The sequence below is a fragment of the Actinomadura sp. WMMB 499 genome, from assembly GCF_008824145.1.
In the GTDB taxonomy this organism is placed as follows: domain Bacteria; phylum Actinomycetota; class Actinomycetes; order Streptosporangiales; family Streptosporangiaceae; genus Spirillospora.
In genome coordinates this window covers 5,347,089-5,365,411 of the sequence record NZ_CP044407.1, presented here as the reverse complement: position 1 = coordinate 5,365,411, position 18,323 = coordinate 5,347,089, and the positions used below count along the sequence as shown (strand labels likewise).

Genomic DNA, 18,323 nt, shown 5'->3' with positions numbered 1-18,323 from the left:
AACACAATCCGTTTGTCGGCTTCTCGCTCGCGAGCGACCAGGGTTTTCGCAGGTCAGCACAGCGCTCAGGCGGTGTGACCTGAAAAGCGGGGGCGGTTCGCCCCCGCCCCTGCCCACCTGATCAAGCACCGCAAAGAAGCGTCCGACCTGCAAGAACAGGTCCGGGCGCTTCTCTCGTCTGTGTCCGGCCATGTCTGACCGTCACCGGCCCTCAGCGACCGCCTGTGCCGAATACGCGCCGAAGGGAACAGACGCGCCCCGGCATCAGAGCGTCCGACTCCGGTCACTATTCGCCGTCATGATCATGCGCATCGTGAAATACTCACCCAAGCAGGACACAGGGAGGAGTGACCATGGTGAGCGATGCCGATCCGTCGAAGTGGGACTGCCCACCGCACACCAAGTCAAAGCACGACATGCTTGCGTCCTATCTCGATGGCTGGTATCCGATCCTCTCATCGTGGAACGGGCGCGTCCTCTTCCTAGATGGCTTTGCCGGACGCGGCCGCTACAACGACGGGACAGAAGGCTCTCCCCTCGTTGCCCTCCAACGGCTTATCGATCACCACTACTTCCCTCAGATGATGCATCGAGAGTTCGTCTTCATGTTCATCGAGGCCAACGAGGACAACGCGACATCACTTGAGTGGGAGATCGATAGTTTCAAAACTTCCCGCGCGCCATGGCCGGCCAACGTAAAAGTCAGCGTAATTAACGCCAAATTCGATGCCACGGCCAACGCCATCCTCGGTTACCTACGCGAGCAGAAGGCTAACCTCGCACCAACCTTCGCGTTCGTCGACCCGTTCGGCTACAGCGGACTTCCTATGGATCTGCTTGCCGAGCTGCTCTCTTACCCACGTACAGAAGTCTTCGTAAACTTTATGGTGGGCCACGTCCAGCGCTTCATCGAGCGAGATAGCCAAGAGGCAGCGATGAGGAGTCTCTTTGGCATGGATGTGCGAGATGTACTAAATGGCCACTCACGCGAAGCCGACCGCGTGGAGCATCTACGCGCCGTGTACGGCAAACAATTGCAAGACCGTATTGGCCTCGATTACGTACAGTCCTTCGCGATGATCAACAGCACCGGCAACATTGGATACTACCTCTTCCACGGCACACGACACCCGAAGGGCGTCAAGCTGATGAAGAATGCGATGTGGAAAATAGATCCCGGTGGGGGCTACACGTTCTCCGATCGCCTCGACGGTCAAGATGTTCTCTTCACTCCAGAACCGGACCTAAGGCCCCTTCGCCGCGAGTTCATGCTTCATTACACTGGCAAGAGCAACATTTCGGCAGAAGAGATGGAGTGGTACACCCTTCTCCGTACACCCTATCGCGAGACTCACGTTCGTCCCGTTCTTCGCAAACTGGAGCGCGAAGGAGCCATCAAGGTCAACCGCCCCATGGGGAGGAAACAGTTTGCGAAGGGCGTAACTATCGATTTTCCTAGCTCGCCACCGAGCTAACGGCCGGCATCTGGTCCCACGTCCGGCCGTCCAACTCTCGTCCACCGGCTTTGGGGGTACGCCCTCCCCATTGCTTAAAGAAGAACGAGACCCCTGCGTCAAAGCACTGGTCACGCAAGCCCTGCACCCAAGCAGGATTCACCGGGCGAGCATTCCTGCCACTCTCGCCACCAGCGATCACCCAGTGGATATCCTCTAGGGATAGGTTATCGAGCGGCCCCAACAGCGGTTCACAAGACAGGAAACGCACTGCAGCAGGGACCGCACGTAGAGATTCAACGCGGTGCATGACATCTGCATCTTCCACAGAGACTCCCACCCAGACGTTCGGCGGCCAAGGAAGTTCTGCAGCAACGCGCTTCAGTCGCAGCGCACGTTTGGTTAGAATCTGGTAAGTATGTTGAGGCGTTCCAGCCATTACCTCAAATACTTGCTGGACAAAATTCAACGGCACGCGAGCATGAAACAAATCGCTCATCGAGTTCACGAAGACGAGTCTCGACTTTTTCCAAGAGTACGGAACTGCGAGCAGGTCAGGGTGGCATGTCACACCAAAACCTGGTCCACTCGTCCTCGAATCCCCATCATTCTGATAACGCTCCTGCCCCATAGCCTTCAGGCGCTTCGCGAGCACCAATGCGTAGCAGTTATCACAACCTCGTGTAACTTGGTCACAGCCCGTGGTTGGATTCCACGTGGTCTCGGTCCATTCGATCGCGCTGCGATCACCCATGCCAACCTCCTTCGACTACCCGTCAAGCTACAGCTTTTCGAACATAATTTCGACTACAGAGGGTCACTAAGTTATTCCATCTTGGTGCATGTGGGGCTTCCGTGCAGACAGAAGCTCAAAGATGGCCGTGGTGTCCGCCGCTTCACGGGGCACCACGGCCGACCTTCTACCTCAGGGCTTCCTTGATGCGGCGTTTGGCCGTTTCGTCCTGACCTTCGATGCACTTCGCGTAGACGCGTAGCAGCACCTCGACACTCTGGCCAGCCGACTCGGCGACCTGGCTAGTACGGCAGTCCGAGATCGTGATCTCGTCATCGTCGGTTGAGACGGGTTCGCTGGTGGAACCAGCGGGCGCGGGCTTGGTGACGTCGCCGCCAGATATGCCAGCGCAGATGATGCCCGATGCCGTGCCACTGACGGTTGAAGAGGTTGACCAGGCGTTTCACCTCGACAACGGTCAGGCCGATCAGTCCGTGATCGACGGGCGGGACATCGCCGGGGCCCGTCGGTGACGGCGGCGGGCCGGTGGTGGTGCGGGCGTGGGCGGCGGTGACGGAGCAGACGGCCAGGGCGGCCATGGCGAGAACGAGGTGCCGCAGGAGCGCGGGATGGGTGCGGACCTGGGAGTGGTCGAGCCCGAAGGCGTCCTTGCCGGTCTGGAAGTCCTCCTCGACGGGCCATCGGCGTCCGGCCACCCTGACCAGGGTCCGCAGCGTGACCGGCCGCCCTTCGGGGGCGAAGCACAGGTAGAACGCCACCTCGCGGACGCTTTTGGCGTTGGGGATCAGGTTGCGGCGGATGAGCAGGTTGCGGCGGGGGTCGGCGGTGCCCGCCCAGGCCCAGGCGTAGCGGCGTTCGCCCTTGGAGCCCGCCCCGCACGAATCGATGACCCAGTCCGAGGCGATCAGCGTCTTGAGCACCGCGTCGGCGCGGACCACGGTGGCGGGGTTCAGGGCGACCGGTGTGGACTTGGAGATCGCCAGAACGTAGCCGGTGCCGGTGTCCTCCAGCCAGGTGCGCAGGCCGGGGTCGGCGCCGTAGACCTCGTCGCCGGTCACCCAGCCGGGCAGCCGGCCCTCGGCGTGCAGATCGGCCAGGATTCGGCGGCCCAGTTCCGGCTTGGTCGCGAACACCGTGCCGGCGGGCACCCGGGCGCGGGCCCGCCGGTCGGGGTCGGCGGCCCAGTCGGCCGGCAGGTAGGGGCGGGCGCCGACCAGCGCATGCCCGGCAGTGGTGGCGAAACTGCAGTACACGACGTTGACGGCGTTGGAGATCCGGCCCGCGCAGCCCACGTACTGGCGTTCGACGCCGACGGTGCCGCTGCCCTTCTTCTCCTGCCCGGACTCGTCCAGGATCGCCACGGCGTCGCCGTCGTCGAGGTGCTCGCACACGAAAGCGCGCACGGCCGCCATCGCGGCCATGGTGTCCCATCTCGCGTGCTCGAGCAGGTGCTGCATCCTGCCGGGCGTGGGGTGGCCGGCGTGCTCGGCGATCGTCCAGCAGTTCTTACGCGGCAGGTCGCTCATCAACGCCCGCACGTACTTCCGAGCCGAGACGCGAGGTTCCCACCTGCGGAAACACCCCGCCATCAAGGCCATCAAGTCATCCAGACACCCATTGAGGTTTTCTCAGCGACTTTAGTTGATCCTGCGGTACTCGAAGAGCGTGAGAACGTGGGCTGCGCGGACGAGGTCGCCGATTCTGCCAGGGCTGAGAGTGGTGTGCTTGAGTGCGGTCCAGCGTTCGGTGAGCAGGGCGAAGCCGCGTTCGCCGCGGCAGCGCAGGAAGCGCTGCAGGCGGTTGCGGCAGCGGTTGTCGACCGCCAGGACGTTGCCGCCGGCGGGGTTCTTGAAGGGGACGATGATGCCGTGACCTGCGCCTTGTTAGCCGGGGTCGGCCAGGACCGGCATCGTCTTGGCGTAGGGGTACACGGTCGGGAGGACCAGTTCGCGGGCCGCTTCGATGTCGACGGTTCCGCCGGGCAGGACGTCGCTGAACCAGATCGGGAAGCCGTCCGGTTCGCCCAGGATCTGGACGTTGCCGCCGAAGCCTCCGGTCTTCCCGGAGAACCAGGCGTCGATCGTTTCGCCCTGCACGCTGATGGTCTTGGCGCGGCACCGGTCGGCCGCGAAGATCTTGCCGTCCATCTCCAGGTGCGGCAGCCCGTCGGCGACGGCCTTGTCCAGGGCCTGGTGCAGGTCCGGGGCGCGGTCGGCCAGGACGTCGACGGCCTCGTGGAGGTAGTGGTATGCGGTCGACTGCGACAGCCCGAACGCCAGACCGTGGCGGGTGATGTTCGGCTTGTCCCGGAACCACGGGATCACGTACACGGCCTGCTTCCAGCAGGTCAGGGCACGTGTGCCCTTCCTGGTCCCGCGGGCGCGGCGTTCGGCGTGCAGCAGTCCGGCGACGAAGCGGATCAGTTCGCGTGGGACGTCGAGCATGGCAGGATAGGTGACCACGTGGCGCCTTTCGGTGGCAGACGAGGATTTGTGGTGAAACCTCTTCTACCGGGGGCGCCACGCTTGCTTCCGAACATGTCGCCGTGTCCGCGAGTCTGCCCGATCCTGCCTGTTGCGGCCACTTAAATCCCTGGTGCCCGAATCAAGCTCGCTGGGAAAACCTCATTGGCGGCGTCAGCCTCTACCATGGCAGCGGCAGCCGCCCCGAGATCGTTGATCGTCACACATCATGATCACCGGGCGGCTGTCCTGCGTTACGAGCCGTCCTCTTGGCACCGATCACGATCTCGGGCTGCCGTACTAAGTGGCATTGCGCCCTGGCCGCTCGCGACCCGCTCCCCTCCACGACGCCCAGGGACAGGCTCACTCGACCGGAGCTTGATCACCGACCGTCCTCGACCGATGAAACCGGGACCACCCATTCGACACAAGGTCAACTCACGGTCAGGACATCGGCATGAAGCTCCACTTCTGGCACACTGCAAACGGTTCGACACCGAGCAAAGACTCATGTACAGGGGGTATCGTTGGGCTCTTTCTCAGATATCGGTCCGACCATTACCGATCGCCCGGAGACGCGCATGCACAAGCACGTCCGCCATCCATCGCACAGACCGATGACGTTCCACGGGCCGCGGCGACAGCGAGCGCACGTCGGGCCGGGCGGCCCCTTCTAAGCTCACGACAAGGCGCGGTTCGGTCGCGCTCGACACGTTCCACGGTGTTCGGGAAGGAATCGATGACGGAGAGGCAACCCGGGCCGTACCCCGTAGCCCATTTGCACCGTGCGGTGCAGCTGGAGATCGCAGCGATCCTGCACGACGACATGACGAATGCAGAGAAGGTGTCACTGCGTGACGGTCGAATCGTTCGACAGTCCGGCTCCGAGCGGGAGTATCTGTTCTCCTGCAAGGGGTGGAAAGAAGCCTTCGGCAGCAAAGACCTGCTGATCCGGATGTCGCGGTCTCGCGGCCCGTGGGAGCGCGCCGAGGCGACGCGGTCCCCGGACGGCAAGATTCGGGTGACCACCGACGCGGACCTGGGGACCGAGCCCGCGAATGCTCAACTGGTCGAGGACGACACCGCGGGTCTGGTGGCGCTGACCGAGAGGCTGGAGCAGATGGGCCCCGGCACACCGGCGACGAACCTCACCGCTGCGGGGTGGCTGGTCGGGCAGGGCAAACCGAAGATGGGCCGGTGTGCCGACACGGAACGCTTCGTCCCGGGGTATGGGAACCGCCAGCTGAACACCCGGCAGCGGCAGGCCGTGGAACGGGCGCTCGACAGCGAGCTGACCTTCGTCTGGGGGCCGCCGGGCACTGGGAAGACCGAAGTGGTCGCGAGCATCGTGGAGGGCTGCTATCGGCAGGGCCTGCGCGTGCTCTTTCTGGCGCCCACGCACGTCGCGGTCGACCAGGCGCTGCTGCGGATGTGCGACCTGCTGGCCCGGGAACCTCAGTTCAAGTCGGGGCTGGTGCAGCGCGCCGGGGACATCGCCGTCCCGTCACTCGCCGCGAAGTACGGGGAGCAGATCGACCGGAGCCGCATCGCCGACAGGCTGGGGAGCGAACTGGACGCCGAGATCACGCGGGTCACGACGGAACTCACCGGGGTACGCAAGGACATCGCCCGCCACGAGGATGCGGCGCGTGCCACCACCGAGCGCATTGAACTCGGGCGGCAGCTGGCGGCCGCCGGTCAGTCCGTCCTCGACGCCGAAACTGAGGTGAACGCTGCCGCCGGGCAGATCGCGCGGGTCAAGGGGGAGATGGCCCACATCGGGATCCCTTCCGGGATGTTTGCCGGACGCAAGCAGGCGAAGCTGGACGCGCTCGACAACGAGCTGTATCAGCATCGCCATGCCTGGGAGACCGGCCAACAGCGGCTTGGAGTCACTCGGGCGGACCATCAGCGTTGCGAATCCGAACTGGCCGCCATCGACTCGGCCTTGCCGGGCATCCTGGCCCGGGTGCAGGGGCTCCCTCCGGTCGCGCGGCTGCGCGAGGACGCCGGCCGACTACAGCAGCAACTCGACGACCTGCAGAAGCAGCGCCAGAAGATCGCGGAAACCGTGCGTAGCCGCTGCCGAGTGCTGGGCACGACCGTGTCCAAGGCGGTTCAGACCCGCCGGCTGCTGGACGAGGTCGATGTGGTGATCATCGACGAAGCGGGCATGGTGAACCTGCCGTCCGCCTGGTACGCGGCGGGCCTGGCCCGCAAGCGGGTCGTTCTGGCCGGTGACTTCCGGCAGTTGCCCGCCGTCACACGCGGTTCGAACAATCGTAAGGCGTCGGCGCAGGACATCGAGCACTCGCGGCTGTGGATGGACCGGGACGCGTTCCACGCCGCCGGGCTCGTCGACTCGCAGGGCGGCGCCCGCGTTGGCGACCCCAGGATGGTCGCGCTCAACGAGCAGTACCGCATGCGCCGGGCGATCTGCGCGGTGGTGAACGAGGTCGCCTATCCGGACGCGCCGCTGCTGACCGGCCGCCAGGAGGGGACGCGACTGCCGCCTTCGCCCCTGATCGACAGCCCGCTGGTGCTCATCGACACCTCCAGTCGGGTCCCGGATCGGGGAAGAAGGAACGCCCACACCGTCAACGCCGTCCACGAAGCCGTGATCCACGAGTTGATCCGGGGGTTGCAGTACGACACGGTTCTGGCCGCCCGAAAGCACACCGGGCTCGCTGAAGGCGAAGGACCGGCCGACCGGCTCGCCGTCATCTGTCCCTACAAGAACCAGAAGAAGGCACTGAACACGAGCCTGACCCACCGCTTCGGCGAGACCTACGAAGGTGTGGTGGACACCGTCCACCGCTTCCAGGGAAGCCAGCGCCCGCTCGTGGTGATCGATACCGTTGCGGGAGCCGGCGACCGGCTCGGCTTCTTCTACGAGGGCAGCGGGCTGTCCTCGGCCACCTGCCGGCTGCTGAACGTCGCGCTGAGCCGCGCGCAGGACCATCTCGTTCTGGTCGCCAACACCGCGTTCATGCACCGCGGGCTCAGCCCCACGAGCGAGGCCGCCCGGATGCTCGGATACTTCGAGAAGCAAGCACAGCGGATCCCGGTCGAGGAGCTCGTCCCGGTCCGCAGCGCCGCCGACCTGGGCGGCCTGGCCCCCGAAGAACTGGCACGGCCCGCGTTCTTCCCCGCCGACGAGGTCTCCCGCGCCGTCGAATGGGACATCACGCGCGCCCGCCGTAGCATCGACATCTACTGCGCCTTCCTGGCCGCGAACCCGGTGCGGTACTGGCTCCGGCGTCTCGAACCGCGGATCGCCGCCGGTACGCGTGTCACCGTTTACACCCGGCAGCACGAACCCGACACAAAGGATGCCGACCTCGTCGCGACACTGCGGTCGGCAGGCTGCCAGATCGAGGCTCGCGAGCGCATGCACGAAAAGGTCCTGATCATCGACGACACCGTCCTTTGGCACGGCTCCCTGAACCTGCTGGCCCACAGCGGCTCGACCGACCTGATGATGCGGATCACCGACCCGACGGCCTGCGAACGCGTCCGGCACATCGTCGACCGCGCCCGGATGGACCGGCCCGCCCGTACTTGGCGCCCGGGGCCCCCTCGGTCCGCGAAGGCGGCACCCGCGAATGGGATCTCCCCCGGCGACGTGGTCGACGGCCGCCTCTATCTCCGCGTGCCATACGACGAGAAGGACGAGGCCAAGCATCTCGTGCAGGCGAGGTGGGACCCGAGGCACGAGCTCTGGCACGTCGCGGCAAGCGTGCCGCGGGCCCGCCTGAGCCGCTGGCTTCCCAAGGACACATGAAGCTCCCGCCCTCAAGGTGCTTGCCTCGTGGGATCACCGCGAGTCCCAGGACGGTGAAGCAAACGAGTCGTTTGATGCGGGTAGCGCACCGACGGGCGGGCAACCGGGTCGACCAGCCGGTCCACCTCACACCGCTCCCAACGAGCATTGCTGATCCGCCATAGAGCAGTAGCCGGTGCGCCACCCCGAAAGCCCTTTTTGTCTAACTGACAAAAAGCTACTCTCGCCACATGACCGACGACAACTGGACACCGCCGCCCGTGATGGTCGCGGTCGACGTGGTGATCTTGACGCTGCACGCTTCGCACCTGCACGTCCTGCTGGTGGAGCGTGGCGTCGAACCGTACAAGGGCGCCTGGGCGTTGCCGGGAGGCTTTCTGAGTCACGCGGAGGAGGACCTCACCGCCGCCGCTCATCGTGAACTGGCGGAGGAGGCCGCCATGGACGAGGAGACGCTGCATCTGGAGCATCTGGACTTTTACGGCACCCCAGGACGTGATCCACGCGGGCGAGTAGTGTCCGTCGCTTACCTGGCGATCGCCCCTGGGCTTCCGGAGCCGACCGCAGGCACGGACGCGGCAGGCGCCCGCTGGCAGCGCACGGATCAGGTGCTCTGCGGGGAGTTGGAGCTGGCCTTCGATCATCGGAAAATCGTTGCGGACGGCGTCGAGCGCGCCCGAGCCAAGCTCGAGCGATCGTCCTTGGCAACGGCGTTCTGCGGACCGACGTTCACGATCACCGACCTTCAGCGGGTCTACGAGGCGGTCTGGGGGATGCCGCTCGAACCCCGCAATTTCTATCGCAAGGTCCAGAAGTCCAGCGGCTTCATCAGCGCGGCGGACACCGATCGCAAGGTCACGACCGGACGGCCTGCTCGGCTGTTCAAGGCCGGCCCGCGCAAGGACCTCTATCCGCCCATGGTCCGGCCGACCGAACCTCCCGACACGAGGGGTCCAGAAGGATGAGTGGCAGCACGATCGTCGTGCTCACGGCACTGGACGTCGAGTACGACGCCGTCCGAGAGAAGCTGCGCGACCCGCGGTTGCACCGGCACGCGCAGGGCACCCGTTTCGAAGTCGGCCGGCTTGAGGGAGGTCGCTGCCGGATCGCGCTCGGGCTCGTCGGCAAGGGGAACCAGTCCGCAGCGGTCCTGGCCGAACGCGCCATCCACGAATTCTCCCCGACCGCCCTGCTGTTCGTGGGGGTAGCGGGAGCCCTGCATTCCCACATCGCTCTCGGCGACGTCGTCGTGGCGACCCATGTCTACGCTTTCCACGGCGGGACCAGCGAGGACGACGGTTTCAAGAGCCGCCCCCGGGTCTGGGAGGTCTCCCACGGCGCCGACCAGATCGCCCGGCACGTCGCCCGCGAGCGCGCCTGGACGGCGAGCGAGCACGCGAAGCACCACCGGCCCGAAGTGCACTTCGGGCCCATCGCCGCCGGCGAGGTGGTGCTCAACTCCAGCATCTCGGGGCACGCCGAGTGGATTCGGCGGCACTACAACGACGCGCTCGCGGTCGAGATGGAGGGGGCCGGAGTCGCACAGGCCGCGCACCTGAACAGGTCGCTCCCGGTGGTCGTGGTTCGGGGCGTCAGCGACCGGGCCGACGGCACCAAGGAGGTCACCGACCGCGAGCGCTGGCAGCCGCGGGCGGTGGGCAACGCCGCTGCCTTTACCGCCGCATTGGCGGAGAGCCTTACGACGGACGAAGCAAACCACCAACGGCCCGAGACGACCGGAACGACGGGGAGCCGACGGATGGAAGACACGGTCCGCAACATCGCCAAGGACAACGCAAGAGTGGGCGTCCAGGCCGGCCACGTGCACGGCGGCGTCCATCAGTCAACCGACACGGCCGCGCAGTCGGACCCATCGGCGGCGCTCGGGGACCTCACCACCCGACTCCAGCAGGCGCGCGACGCGGGAGTCATCGACGAGGACACGTACCGCGCTACGCGCGCCGAACTCGACGACGCCCGCGAAGCCCTGCACGCGACCCCTCGGGACACGGGCGCGGTGACGCTCGCGCTGAAGAAGGCGCGCGGGCTCGTCGCGGACGTCGCCGCCCTGGCGGCCGAGGTGGCGAGCGTTCTCGGCCTCGTCCAGGATCTGTCATGACCGGGCCGGAGGCGGCCACGCTCAACTACGCCGACGACGACTCCCATGTGGGGATCCAGGCGGGAGTCGTCCATGGCGACGTCACGATCTATTCGACTCCACCGACTGCCTCACCCACGGAGAGGTTCGAGATCGGTGTAAGGCTGCTCGACGGCGGCCAACCGGGCAAAGCCCGGGAAGTCATCGGCGAGGCCGTGATGGCCGGTCTCACTGGCAACAGGGTGTGCTTCCACTGGCAACTCGCCCTCGTCAGCGGGAGGGCGTGGAACGAGATGCCGGAGGCGGACGCCGCAGCACTGCGGCAGGCGCCGTCCTTCTGCCGCCTGAGCAGCGGGGACGCCTGGGCGGACGGGGCGAAGACCGTACTGCGGCTCATGGACGCCACCGCGCAACCCACCACCGACCTCAGACCGCTGCTGAAGGACTTCGACAATCTCGCCGAACCTCAGCGCGGCATGATCCTCCGGCACCTCGAACTGTTCCTCGAAGGGCCGTTGAAGAACGAGGTCTGGGACCGTGCCCTGGACGAGGCGCGGGAAGAGCAGATGGCGGACAACCGCAGCGAACGCGTCTGGAAGTACTTCCATCCCACCCCCGTCGCCCCCCGGTTCCTTCCAGTCCGACCGCGGGTGATCCCGGCCGGCACGCGGAGCCGGGCCGTCTGCGGCGGGGTCGTCTTGGCCGGTGCGGCGCTCAACCTGGGCTACCTGCTCCTTCGGGATCTTCAGGTGCTCACGCTACTTGTCTACGCGCTGGGCATAGGCGGGGGATTCTGGGCCGTCCACGCGGGCACTCAATGGCATTACCTCACCGAAAGGCTCCACGCGAAGGACAGGGAGTTCAGGCCACCGCGGGAGTTCCCGTCCCGGGCGAGTCCCTCCGGCTTCGCCGGCAAGGTGGACCACCGCTTCGACCACTACTTCGCTAGGTACGTGCCCCGCAACGCGAGCCGTCCGGCCTGGCTGAACGGCACGGCTGCCATCCGCAAGAGCCTCAGGGACGAGATGGTCGAGGTCTACCGGGAGCAGCGCACCAGCGTCGAGCAGATCGCCTGGCTGATCCGGTACCGGGTGAGCGAGGTCCGCCGGCAGTGGGAGAACGGCACGCTGTGGGACTACCGGCACGACCTCGCCGTCCCGCTGAGCACTAAGGCCGCGACCCTCCTCGGCCTCGCCGCGCTCGCCTCCGGGACGGTCTGGGCGGTGGCGGGCGCGGCGTGGACGGCACCGGTGAACGCGGTTGTGTCCGCGCTCCTGGCGCTCGTGGCCGGGGTGGTCGCCGTCCGCGCCCGGATGCTGATCGTCACGGAGACCCGGCGGTACGCGGCGGACGACGCCGAGCAACACCGGATCGAGGAGGGCTGCTGGGCGGCCTTTGAACGCTGGAAGTGCAAGCTCGCCGACAAGCCGACCGACCCGGAGATGGCAATCTGGCTGGACCGCGACCGGAAGGTGCTGCTGAGTGATGCCCTGCGCCACTACGGCCTCACCATGAGCGACGTGATCGCGCACGCCTTCATCGAGGCGCCCGGATCACCCACCAGGCGCGCACGAGTCCCCCAAGGTCCCCCGCGCTACACGCGCTACCGCCTGCTCCTCTTCCTCCTCACCAAGGACGGGGTCCGCCAGCTCACTGCTGACCTCGACTTCGAGCGGGGTACCTTCCACAATCGGGCGCGCACCAACTACCGCTACGAGGCCGTGGCAGCCGTCCGGGTACGCCAAGCCGACGACGGCGACCACAGTTTCGAACTCGCTCTCGTCAACGGAGAACTGGTCAAGGCCGAAATGTTGACTCCGGCGATGGAAGAACTCCAGGTAGACGAAACCCTCGCGACAGTGTCGGAGACGGCACTGGACGCCGCCGGCCTAAGCCACACGCTGCATGTCATGGAGGGGATCGCAGCAGAGGGCAAGCTGTGGATCGAACAGGAACGCCGGCGACGGCCGGGTCGCTGAGACCGGCGGTGTGCTACCTAAGTGGTGGGTCCATGTGAACGCCTCCGGCCGCCCGACCAAGAGGCTTGAGCAGTTCAGGCGCTGGGTAGTCATCATGTAGCGCAACGTGGTAGCTTGATCGGGAACACAATCCGCTTATCGGCTTCTCGCTCGTGAGCGACCAGGGTTTTCGCAGGTCAGCACAGCGCTCAGGCGGTGTGACCTGAAAAGCGGAAGGTCGGCGGTTCGACCCCGCCCCTGCCCACCTCACAGACCAGCGAAAACGCCCCGGAGCCATACGGTCCGGGGCGTTATCTTTGACGGCGGCTTATGTCCCGGGAGAGCGGACGTTCGGCCATCGATATGAGTCCAGGGTCATATTGGTGTGCTCTTCCTCGAACCGGTCGAAAGCTGGTCCCTCAAGCTGTGCGAGTCCGAGACGGACACCGCCGCCTTGATCGAGCAAGCCATCGACAGGTTGGCCGCGGTCGGGCCGGCGCTGGGACGGCTCCTCGTCGACCCCCTGGAACACAGCGAACTACGGAACCTCAAGGAGCTGCGGCCCGGCAGCCGTGGGCGATCTGAGATCCGCATGCTGTTCGTATTCGACCCCGACCTAGCCGCGATCTTCCTCGTGGCCGGTGACAAGGCTGGTCAGTGGTTTCGTTGGTATGACGAAGCCATCCCCCTGGCCGAGGTCCGCTACTCCGAGTACCGGGCCGCGAAGGACAAGGAGGCCCGACGATGGGCACCGGACGCCGCTGGCAGGACATCAAAGCCGAAGCGCACCGCCGCAACCCTGAACTGGCCGCCCCCGAACGCCAAGCCCAGGCACGCGCCGAACTCGACGCCTACGTCGCGGGCCACCACCTCAAGGAACTCCGCATGGCCATCGGTAAGACTCAAGTGGAGGTCGCCCAGATCCTCGGCGTCTCTCAGTCCCGCGTCTCCCAGATCGAGAACGGCGACCTTGAAGCCATGGAGCTGGAGACCCTCCGCGCCTACGCCACCGCCCTCGGCGGGCACGTGGACATCACCGTCAGCGTCGGCCCCCACTCCATCAAGGTCGCTTGACACCATCGACCGGATGACGGCGACGTCGACACAGGATGGCTTCCACGGCCGACCTTGAACACCGCCCGACATCGACATCTGTCACGGCAGCGGCGCTCCTCTCAAGGGTCGGCGCTTCGCCCCCGCCCTGGCCCACACCTCACAAACAGCCGAAAGGCCCAGAACCGTCCTCGGCGCCGGGTCTATTGACAGCAACGGGCATGAGCCGAGCGCATTCCCGAACTCCGTCGGCTTCTCGTCCAAGGCCGTGTGAGCATAGACGTGCACGGTCACCGCGATGGCACTGCGTCCGACGAACTCCCGTACAACGTGTGGCGAGACGGGCCCGGCAGAGGAACCCTGCGCGTGGAGTCCTCAATCTTTCGCGGGACGAACCGTGCTCGGGTGTGTCTAGTTAACGGCGGGGTTCGACTGTTGCTTTCTGACCGCGGCCTTATGTGGGCGTTCAGAGCACTTCGGTGATCCGGCACTCGATGCCGGCCGGGCTGACCGGCGCCTGGGCCGGAGTGGTGCCGCCGAACGTCGTGGTGCCGCGGACCTCGAATGTCTGCTCCGCGAGCCTCTGCTTCGTCGCGGTATCGAGCACCTCCACGGTCACCGTGAAACGGGACGAGTCGCCGCTGATGGTGCCACTGATCGTGACCGTCCCCGAACTGCCTGAGCTGTTCGCCTGGCAATCGACCTGGGCCTCGTAGGCTTTCGGGCCGAGCTTCGGCACGCCTTGCGCGGACGATCCGGGAATGAGCAGGTACAGGACGATGAACAAGGCAACGGCACCCGAGAGGGCCAGGGCGACGATGAGCGCCTTCTTGCCCTTCCGCGGACCACCACTGCCATAGCGGTCGTCGGCCAGCGTCCATTCATGCGTCGGCATGCAGGTCTCACTTCGCTCGTCCGGGACAGGCACATCCCCCGAACCCGGACATGCCAGACCGGATCATATAGGGAACCTCGATGCCGGCCCCCATGCTCCGTGCGGATCACAATCACGAGTACGACGCCCCATGCAGCCGTGGCGAGTACCGGCAGGGCGCTTGATCGGTACGCGCCGAGGCCGGCACCATCCGAGCTTAATGATCGGCGGGCCCTACAGCCGTCCGGGAGCACGCAAGGGCGCCCTGCCGGGGACCTCGTGGCCCGGAGGGAGGCCTGGGCGATTCGTTATCGGTGCTTATAGTCCTACTCCTCGACTTTGGTCCCGGGCGCGACTCTAGACTCGGCGGCGGTCAGCGGGGCGAGGAGAGGGGCCCGGTGGAACTGCCGCCTGATGAACTGATCGTCGAACGGTTGCGGGCAGGGGACGAGGAGATCTTCGCTCTGCTGCTGGACGCCTGGTGTCCGGGCTTGATGCGGCTCGCTCTGACGTTCGTGTCGACGAAGTCCTCCGCCGAAGAGGTCGTCCAGGAGACCTGGCTCGCGGTCATCCGCGGCATCGACGGGTTCGAGGGGCGGTCGTCGCTCAAGACCTGGGTGTACCGGATCATGGTCAACACCGCCAAGGCGCGCGGCAGCCGGGAGAGCCGGACGCTGCCGTTCGCGAGCCTGCTGCCGGAGGATTCGGGGCCCACGGTGGATCCGTCGCGGTTCCGGGGCCAGGATGACGAGTGGCCGCGGCACTGGGCGTCGGGGCAGGAGCCGCGGCCGTGGCAGCTGCCCGAGGAGCAGGCGCTCCGCGGCGAGGTCCAGCGGGTCATCGCGGACGCCCTCGACGCACTGCCGCCCCGGCTCCGCACGGTGATCACGCTGCGGGACGTCGAAGGGTACAGGTCCGACGAGGTCTGTGATTTGCTGGAGATCTCACCCGGCAACCAGCGGGTCCTTCTGCACCGGGCCAGGGCGGCCGTGCGCAGGGAGCTGGAGAACTACTTCAGTACAGTTCCTGGTGGGAGGGGGCGTTAACGGATGGATTGCCAGGATCTCGTGGAGCTGGTCACCGATTTCCTCGGCGGGAAGCTTCCCGAGGACGTCGAGCGCCGCTTCGTCGACCATCTCGCGGAGTGCCCGCACTGCGAGGCCTATCTCGCGCAGTTCCGCATCACCATCGACGCCCTCGGCGAGCTTCCGCCCGAGACGATCTCCGACGAAGCGCGCGGCGACCTGCTGTCCGCGTTCCGGGGCTGGCGCCGGGGCTGAAGCGCGCTGCGCTTCGAGAGCGCCGGGGATCGGCGATCCCCGGCGCCCGTCGGCTACCGCAGTGCCGCGGCGCCGAATGACACGCTGAACCGTTCGCACCAGATCGACACCGTGCTCAGGTCGCCGAGGTCGGTGCGGGGCGGGACGGCGTAGTTCTGGTTGCCCTCGTTGCCCTTGAGTTCGCCCAGGTCCACGAACCGGCCGTCGTCGAGGTTGCCGCCCGTGTCCGGCCTGACCGGCTGGTCGCTGAGGTAGACGCGCAGCGCCGGCCCGTCGGACGTGCGCAGGTCGGTGATGCGCAGCGTCGCCGAGCCGTCCGGCGAGCGCCGGACCTCGACCGTCCCGCTGGTCTCGTGCTCGTGCGAGACGAACGTGCCCGCCGTCAGCCGCTGCCCGCCGGTGGACGCCTCGTCCACGCGGACGGTCGTGAACAGCCGCCAGGGCTGGAACGCCCAGAGGGCGACGGCGGACGCGACGACCACCACACCGGTCGCGGTCCACAGGAGGGTCCTTTTTCTGGTTTCCATGCTCGATGCAGTTACGGGAAGGGCGGCGAACGTTACATGTAACGCTCGGACGGTCCGCGCGCACAGAGCACCCATGAACACTTTCACCGGCGCACTCGGCGAGCCGCTGGCGGCGCGGCTGGAGATGCCCACCGGCCCCGTCGTGGCGACCGCCCTGTTCGCCCACTGCTTCACCTGCGGGAAGGACTCGGTCGCGGCCGCCAGGATCTCCCGCGCGCTCGCGGAGCACGGTGTCGCCGTGCTCCGCTTCGACTTCACCGGCCTCGGCAAGTCCGGCGGGGACTTCGCCAACACCGATTTCAGCTCGAACGTGGACGACCTGGTCTGCGCGGCCGACCACCTGCGGGACACGCTCCGGGCGCCGAGCGTCCTGATCGGCCATTCGCTCGGCGGTGCGGCGGTGCTCGCCGCCACGCGGCTCGTCCCGGAGGTCAGGGCCGTGGCGACGATCGGCGCGCCCGCCGACACCGCGCACGTGGAGCATTTGTTCGGCCCGGCGCGCGCCGAGATCGAGGCGCGGGGCGAAGCCGAGGTCGTCCTGGCCGGCCGCCCGTTCCGGATCCGCAAGGAGTTCCTGCAGGACATCAGGCGGCAGGGCCAGCTGGAGAGGATCGCCGACCTGCGCCGCGCGCTGCTCGTGATGCACGCGCCGCGCGACGAGCTGGTCGGCGTCGAGAACGCCAGGATGATCTACGACGCCGCCCGCCACCCCAAGTCGTTCATCTCCCTGGACGGCGCCGACCACCTGCTCACCGACAGGAAGGACGCCGCCTACGTGGCCCAGGTCCTGGCCTCGTGGGCGAGCAGGTACCTGGACGCGCCGCCCGACCCCGCCGACGAGTCCGGACACGTCACCGTGACCGAGACGCGGGCGGGCAGGTTCCGGCAGTCGATCACGGTGGGGCGGCACCGGCTGACCGCCGACGAGCCGGCCGCCGCCGGCGGCGACGGCACCGGTCCGGGGCCCTACGACCTCCTGCTCGCCGGGCTGGGCGCGTGCACCTCGATGACGGTGCGCCTGTACGCCGACGCCAAGCGGATCCCGCTGGAGCGCGCCACGGTGTCCCTGCGCATGCAGGACAAGAAGACGATCGTCAAAGAGGTCGAGCTGGGCGGCGACCTGACCGAGGAGCAGCGCGAGAGGCTGCACGAGATCGCCGACCGCTGCCCCGTCCACAAGACTCTGACCGGCGATGTGACGATCGTCCGGGGGGCGTGAGAAAGCCCTCGCGGCGAGCGGGGAGCCGCTCGCCGCGAGGACTGCCCCCGACTACTCGCCGTGCGCGGCGCGGTGGCGTTCGATCTCCAGGGCGAGGTCACCGCGCTCCCGGCGGGCCGTGTCGGCCTCCTCGCGCACCTGGTCGAGGCGCTCTTCGAGCTGCCCGACCCGCTCGCGGTAGCGTTCGAGCTCGGCGCGCACGAAATCGGCGTCGGCGACCTGCTTCGCGGTCTCCGTGCGGATCCGCTCCGTCTCCTCCTCGAAGTTCCGCTCGGCCTCGTCCAGCCGGTCGACGGCCATCTCCGCGGCCTCCTCCGCCAGAGCGGCGCGCTGCTCGGCGGCCAGGGTCCGCTGGGCGGAGGCCTTGGTGACGACCTCGATGCGCGCCTCGGCGGCGGCCGAGTCCGTGATGATGGCCAGTTCCTCGATATAGGCGGGCAGGTCGGTGGCCAGCCGGGTCATGAGCGCGACGATCTCGTCGCGGGCGCCGGCGTTGTCCGTCGCGCTCTCCGCCGCTGCCTCCATCGCGCTGTCCAGCAGTTCGGAAGCCATCCCGGCCGCTTCCGGCGGGACGGCCTCGGGCCGGGGGGCGGTGCCCGGACCGGGGACGACCGGAGGTGACGTGAAGTCGGCGGCCGGCGCGGCCGTGACCGGCATGTCGCCCGCCTTCTTCGCCGCGGCGGCCTGGCGCTTGCCCTCCTTGCGCTGCTGCCGCTTGGCGCGGAACTTGCGGAAGGCCCCGAGCGCGTTGTGCTCCGGGTGCTCGCAGTAGCGGGGCGCCGGTGCGCCGGGCGCCGGCGCTTCGGGGGGATTGGTACATCCCGGGAAAGCGCAGGTCGGGATCGTCTCGACGGTCATTT

15 protein-coding genes and 1 pseudogene are annotated in these 18,323 nt (G+C 67.1%); 10 read left to right on the top strand and 6 right to left on the bottom strand.

Annotation, left to right across the window (positions count from 1 at the left end):
• Positions 1-353 precede the first annotated feature (353 nt).
• Positions 354-1,475, top strand: a complete 1,122-nt coding sequence (locus F7P10_RS23960; RefSeq protein ID WP_151012430.1) for a three-Cys-motif partner protein TcmP — start codon at positions 354-356, stop codon at positions 1,473-1,475.
• Here the strand turns inward: F7P10_RS23960 and F7P10_RS23955 are convergent.
• The 3 genes from F7P10_RS23955 to F7P10_RS42655 form a co-directional block, all read right to left on the bottom strand.
• Positions 1,456-2,208: a DUF5131 family protein gene (locus F7P10_RS23955; protein WP_151012428.1), complete on the bottom strand. Its 753-nt coding sequence runs from the start codon at positions 2,206-2,208 to the stop codon at positions 1,456-1,458. The two genes, F7P10_RS23960 and F7P10_RS23955, sit on opposite strands and share 20 nt — an antisense overlap.
• A 311-nt stretch (positions 2,209-2,519) precedes the next feature.
• Entirely contained in the window at positions 2,520-3,806 is a 1,287-nt protein-coding gene (locus F7P10_RS23950) for an IS701 family transposase (RefSeq protein WP_151012426.1), read from the bottom strand.
• A gap of 285 nt (positions 3,807-4,091) precedes the next feature.
• Complete coding sequence (locus F7P10_RS42655) at positions 4,092-4,652, bottom strand: hypothetical protein (RefSeq protein ID WP_254715984.1); 561 nt, start codon at positions 4,650-4,652, stop codon at positions 4,092-4,094.
• 808 nt (positions 4,653-5,460) lie between these two features.
• Between F7P10_RS42655 and F7P10_RS23940 the strand changes: the two genes are divergently transcribed.
• From F7P10_RS23940 to F7P10_RS23915, 6 genes and pseudogenes are all read left to right on the top strand, one after another.
• Positions 5,461-8,454, top strand: coding sequence for an AAA domain-containing protein (locus F7P10_RS23940; RefSeq protein ID WP_176611635.1), 2,994 nt, complete (start codon positions 5,461-5,463; stop codon positions 8,452-8,454).
• A gap of 230 nt (positions 8,455-8,684) precedes the next feature.
• Complete coding sequence (locus tag F7P10_RS23935; protein WP_151012420.1) at positions 8,685-9,419, top strand: NUDIX domain-containing protein; 735 nt, start codon at positions 8,685-8,687, stop codon at positions 9,417-9,419.
• Positions 9,416-10,573, top strand: coding sequence for a 5'-methylthioadenosine/S-adenosylhomocysteine nucleosidase (locus F7P10_RS23930; protein WP_151012418.1), 1,158 nt, complete (start codon positions 9,416-9,418; stop codon positions 10,571-10,573). The genes F7P10_RS23935 and F7P10_RS23930 overlap by 4 nt, the downstream gene beginning before the upstream one ends.
• Positions 10,570-12,531 carry a hypothetical protein gene (locus tag F7P10_RS23925; RefSeq protein WP_151012416.1) on the top strand — a complete coding sequence of 654 codons (1,962 nt, stop codon included), beginning with the start codon at positions 10,570-10,572 and terminating at the stop codon, positions 12,529-12,531. The genes F7P10_RS23930 and F7P10_RS23925 overlap by 4 nt, the downstream gene beginning before the upstream one ends.
• Before the next feature lie 364 nt (positions 12,532-12,895).
• Positions 12,896-13,204: pseudogene (locus F7P10_RS23920) on the top strand (type II toxin-antitoxin system RelE/ParE family toxin); the annotation flags it as partial.
• Between the two features lie 50 nt (positions 13,205-13,254).
• Complete coding sequence (locus F7P10_RS23915; RefSeq protein WP_151012414.1) at positions 13,255-13,584, top strand: XRE family transcriptional regulator; 330 nt, start codon at positions 13,255-13,257, stop codon at positions 13,582-13,584.
• 445 nt (positions 13,585-14,029) lie between these two features.
• Here the strand turns inward: F7P10_RS23915 and F7P10_RS23910 are convergent, their stop codons facing one another.
• The gene (locus F7P10_RS23910; protein WP_151012412.1) at positions 14,030-14,458 is read right to left on the bottom strand and encodes a hypothetical protein; all 429 of its coding nucleotides are present in this window, start codon (positions 14,456-14,458) and stop codon (positions 14,030-14,032) included.
• 377 nt (positions 14,459-14,835) lie between these two features.
• On the opposite strand from F7P10_RS23910, the gene F7P10_RS23905 reads away from it, so the two are divergent.
• A complete protein-coding gene (locus F7P10_RS23905; protein ID WP_254715983.1) occupies positions 14,836-15,483 on the top strand; it encodes an RNA polymerase sigma factor in 648 nt (215 codons plus the stop codon).
• Positions 15,484-15,486: 3 nt separating this feature from the next.
• Positions 15,487-15,717, top strand: a complete 231-nt coding sequence (locus tag F7P10_RS23900) for an anti-sigma factor (RefSeq protein ID WP_151012410.1) — start codon at positions 15,487-15,489, stop codon at positions 15,715-15,717.
• Positions 15,718-15,770: 53 nt separating this feature from the next.
• Here the strand turns inward: F7P10_RS23900 and F7P10_RS23895 are convergent, their stop codons facing one another.
• Positions 15,771-16,244, bottom strand: coding sequence for a DM13 domain-containing protein (locus F7P10_RS23895; RefSeq protein WP_151012408.1), 474 nt, complete (start codon positions 16,242-16,244; stop codon positions 15,771-15,773).
• Between the two features lie 73 nt (positions 16,245-16,317).
• Here F7P10_RS23895 and F7P10_RS23890 point away from each other — a divergent pair, with 73 nt between their 5' ends.
• Positions 16,318-17,463: a bifunctional alpha/beta hydrolase/OsmC family protein gene (locus F7P10_RS23890; protein WP_151012406.1), complete on the top strand. Its 1,146-nt coding sequence runs from the start codon at positions 16,318-16,320 to the stop codon at positions 17,461-17,463.
• 51 nt (positions 17,464-17,514) lie between these two features.
• Here F7P10_RS23890 and F7P10_RS23885 read toward each other — a convergent pair whose 3' ends face one another.
• Complete coding sequence (locus tag F7P10_RS23885) at positions 17,515-18,321, bottom strand: hypothetical protein (protein ID WP_151012404.1); 807 nt, start codon at positions 18,319-18,321, stop codon at positions 17,515-17,517.
• Positions 18,322-18,323 lie beyond the last annotated feature (2 nt).

What these genes read in the sequence shown, in the direction of transcription:
- F7P10_RS42655 (WP_254715984.1), bottom strand. Translation starts at nt 4,652, where the DNA reads ATGCTCGACGTCCCACGCGAACTGATCCGCTTCGTCGCCGGACTGCTG.
- F7P10_RS23915 (WP_151012414.1), top strand. Translation starts at nt 13,255, where the DNA reads ATGGGCACCGGACGCCGCTGGCAGGACATCAAAGCCGAAGCGCACCGC.
- F7P10_RS23890 (WP_151012406.1), top strand. Translation starts at nt 16,318, where the DNA reads ATGAACACTTTCACCGGCGCACTCGGCGAGCCGCTGGCGGCGCGGCTG.
- F7P10_RS23930 (WP_151012418.1), top strand. Translation starts at nt 9,416, where the DNA reads ATGAGTGGCAGCACGATCGTCGTGCTCACGGCACTGGACGTCGAGTAC.
- F7P10_RS23895 (WP_151012408.1), bottom strand. Translation starts at nt 16,244, where the DNA reads ATGGAAACCAGAAAAAGGACCCTCCTGTGGACCGCGACCGGTGTGGTG.
- F7P10_RS23955 (WP_151012428.1), bottom strand. Translation starts at nt 2,208, where the DNA reads ATGGGTGATCGCAGCGCGATCGAATGGACCGAGACCACGTGGAATCCA.
- F7P10_RS23900 (WP_151012410.1), top strand. Translation starts at nt 15,487, where the DNA reads ATGGATTGCCAGGATCTCGTGGAGCTGGTCACCGATTTCCTCGGCGGG.
- F7P10_RS23935 (WP_151012420.1), top strand. Translation starts at nt 8,685, where the DNA reads ATGACCGACGACAACTGGACACCGCCGCCCGTGATGGTCGCGGTCGAC.
- F7P10_RS23950 (WP_151012426.1), bottom strand. Translation starts at nt 3,806, where the DNA reads ATGGCCTTGATGGCGGGGTGTTTCCGCAGGTGGGAACCTCGCGTCTCG.
- F7P10_RS23960 (WP_151012430.1), top strand. Translation starts at nt 354, where the DNA reads ATGGTGAGCGATGCCGATCCGTCGAAGTGGGACTGCCCACCGCACACC.
- F7P10_RS23910 (WP_151012412.1), bottom strand. Translation starts at nt 14,458, where the DNA reads ATGCCGACGCATGAATGGACGCTGGCCGACGACCGCTATGGCAGTGGT.
- F7P10_RS23925 (WP_151012416.1), top strand. Translation starts at nt 10,570, where the DNA reads ATGACCGGGCCGGAGGCGGCCACGCTCAACTACGCCGACGACGACTCC.
- F7P10_RS23885 (WP_151012404.1), bottom strand. Translation starts at nt 18,321, where the DNA reads ATGACCGTCGAGACGATCCCGACCTGCGCTTTCCCGGGATGTACCAAT.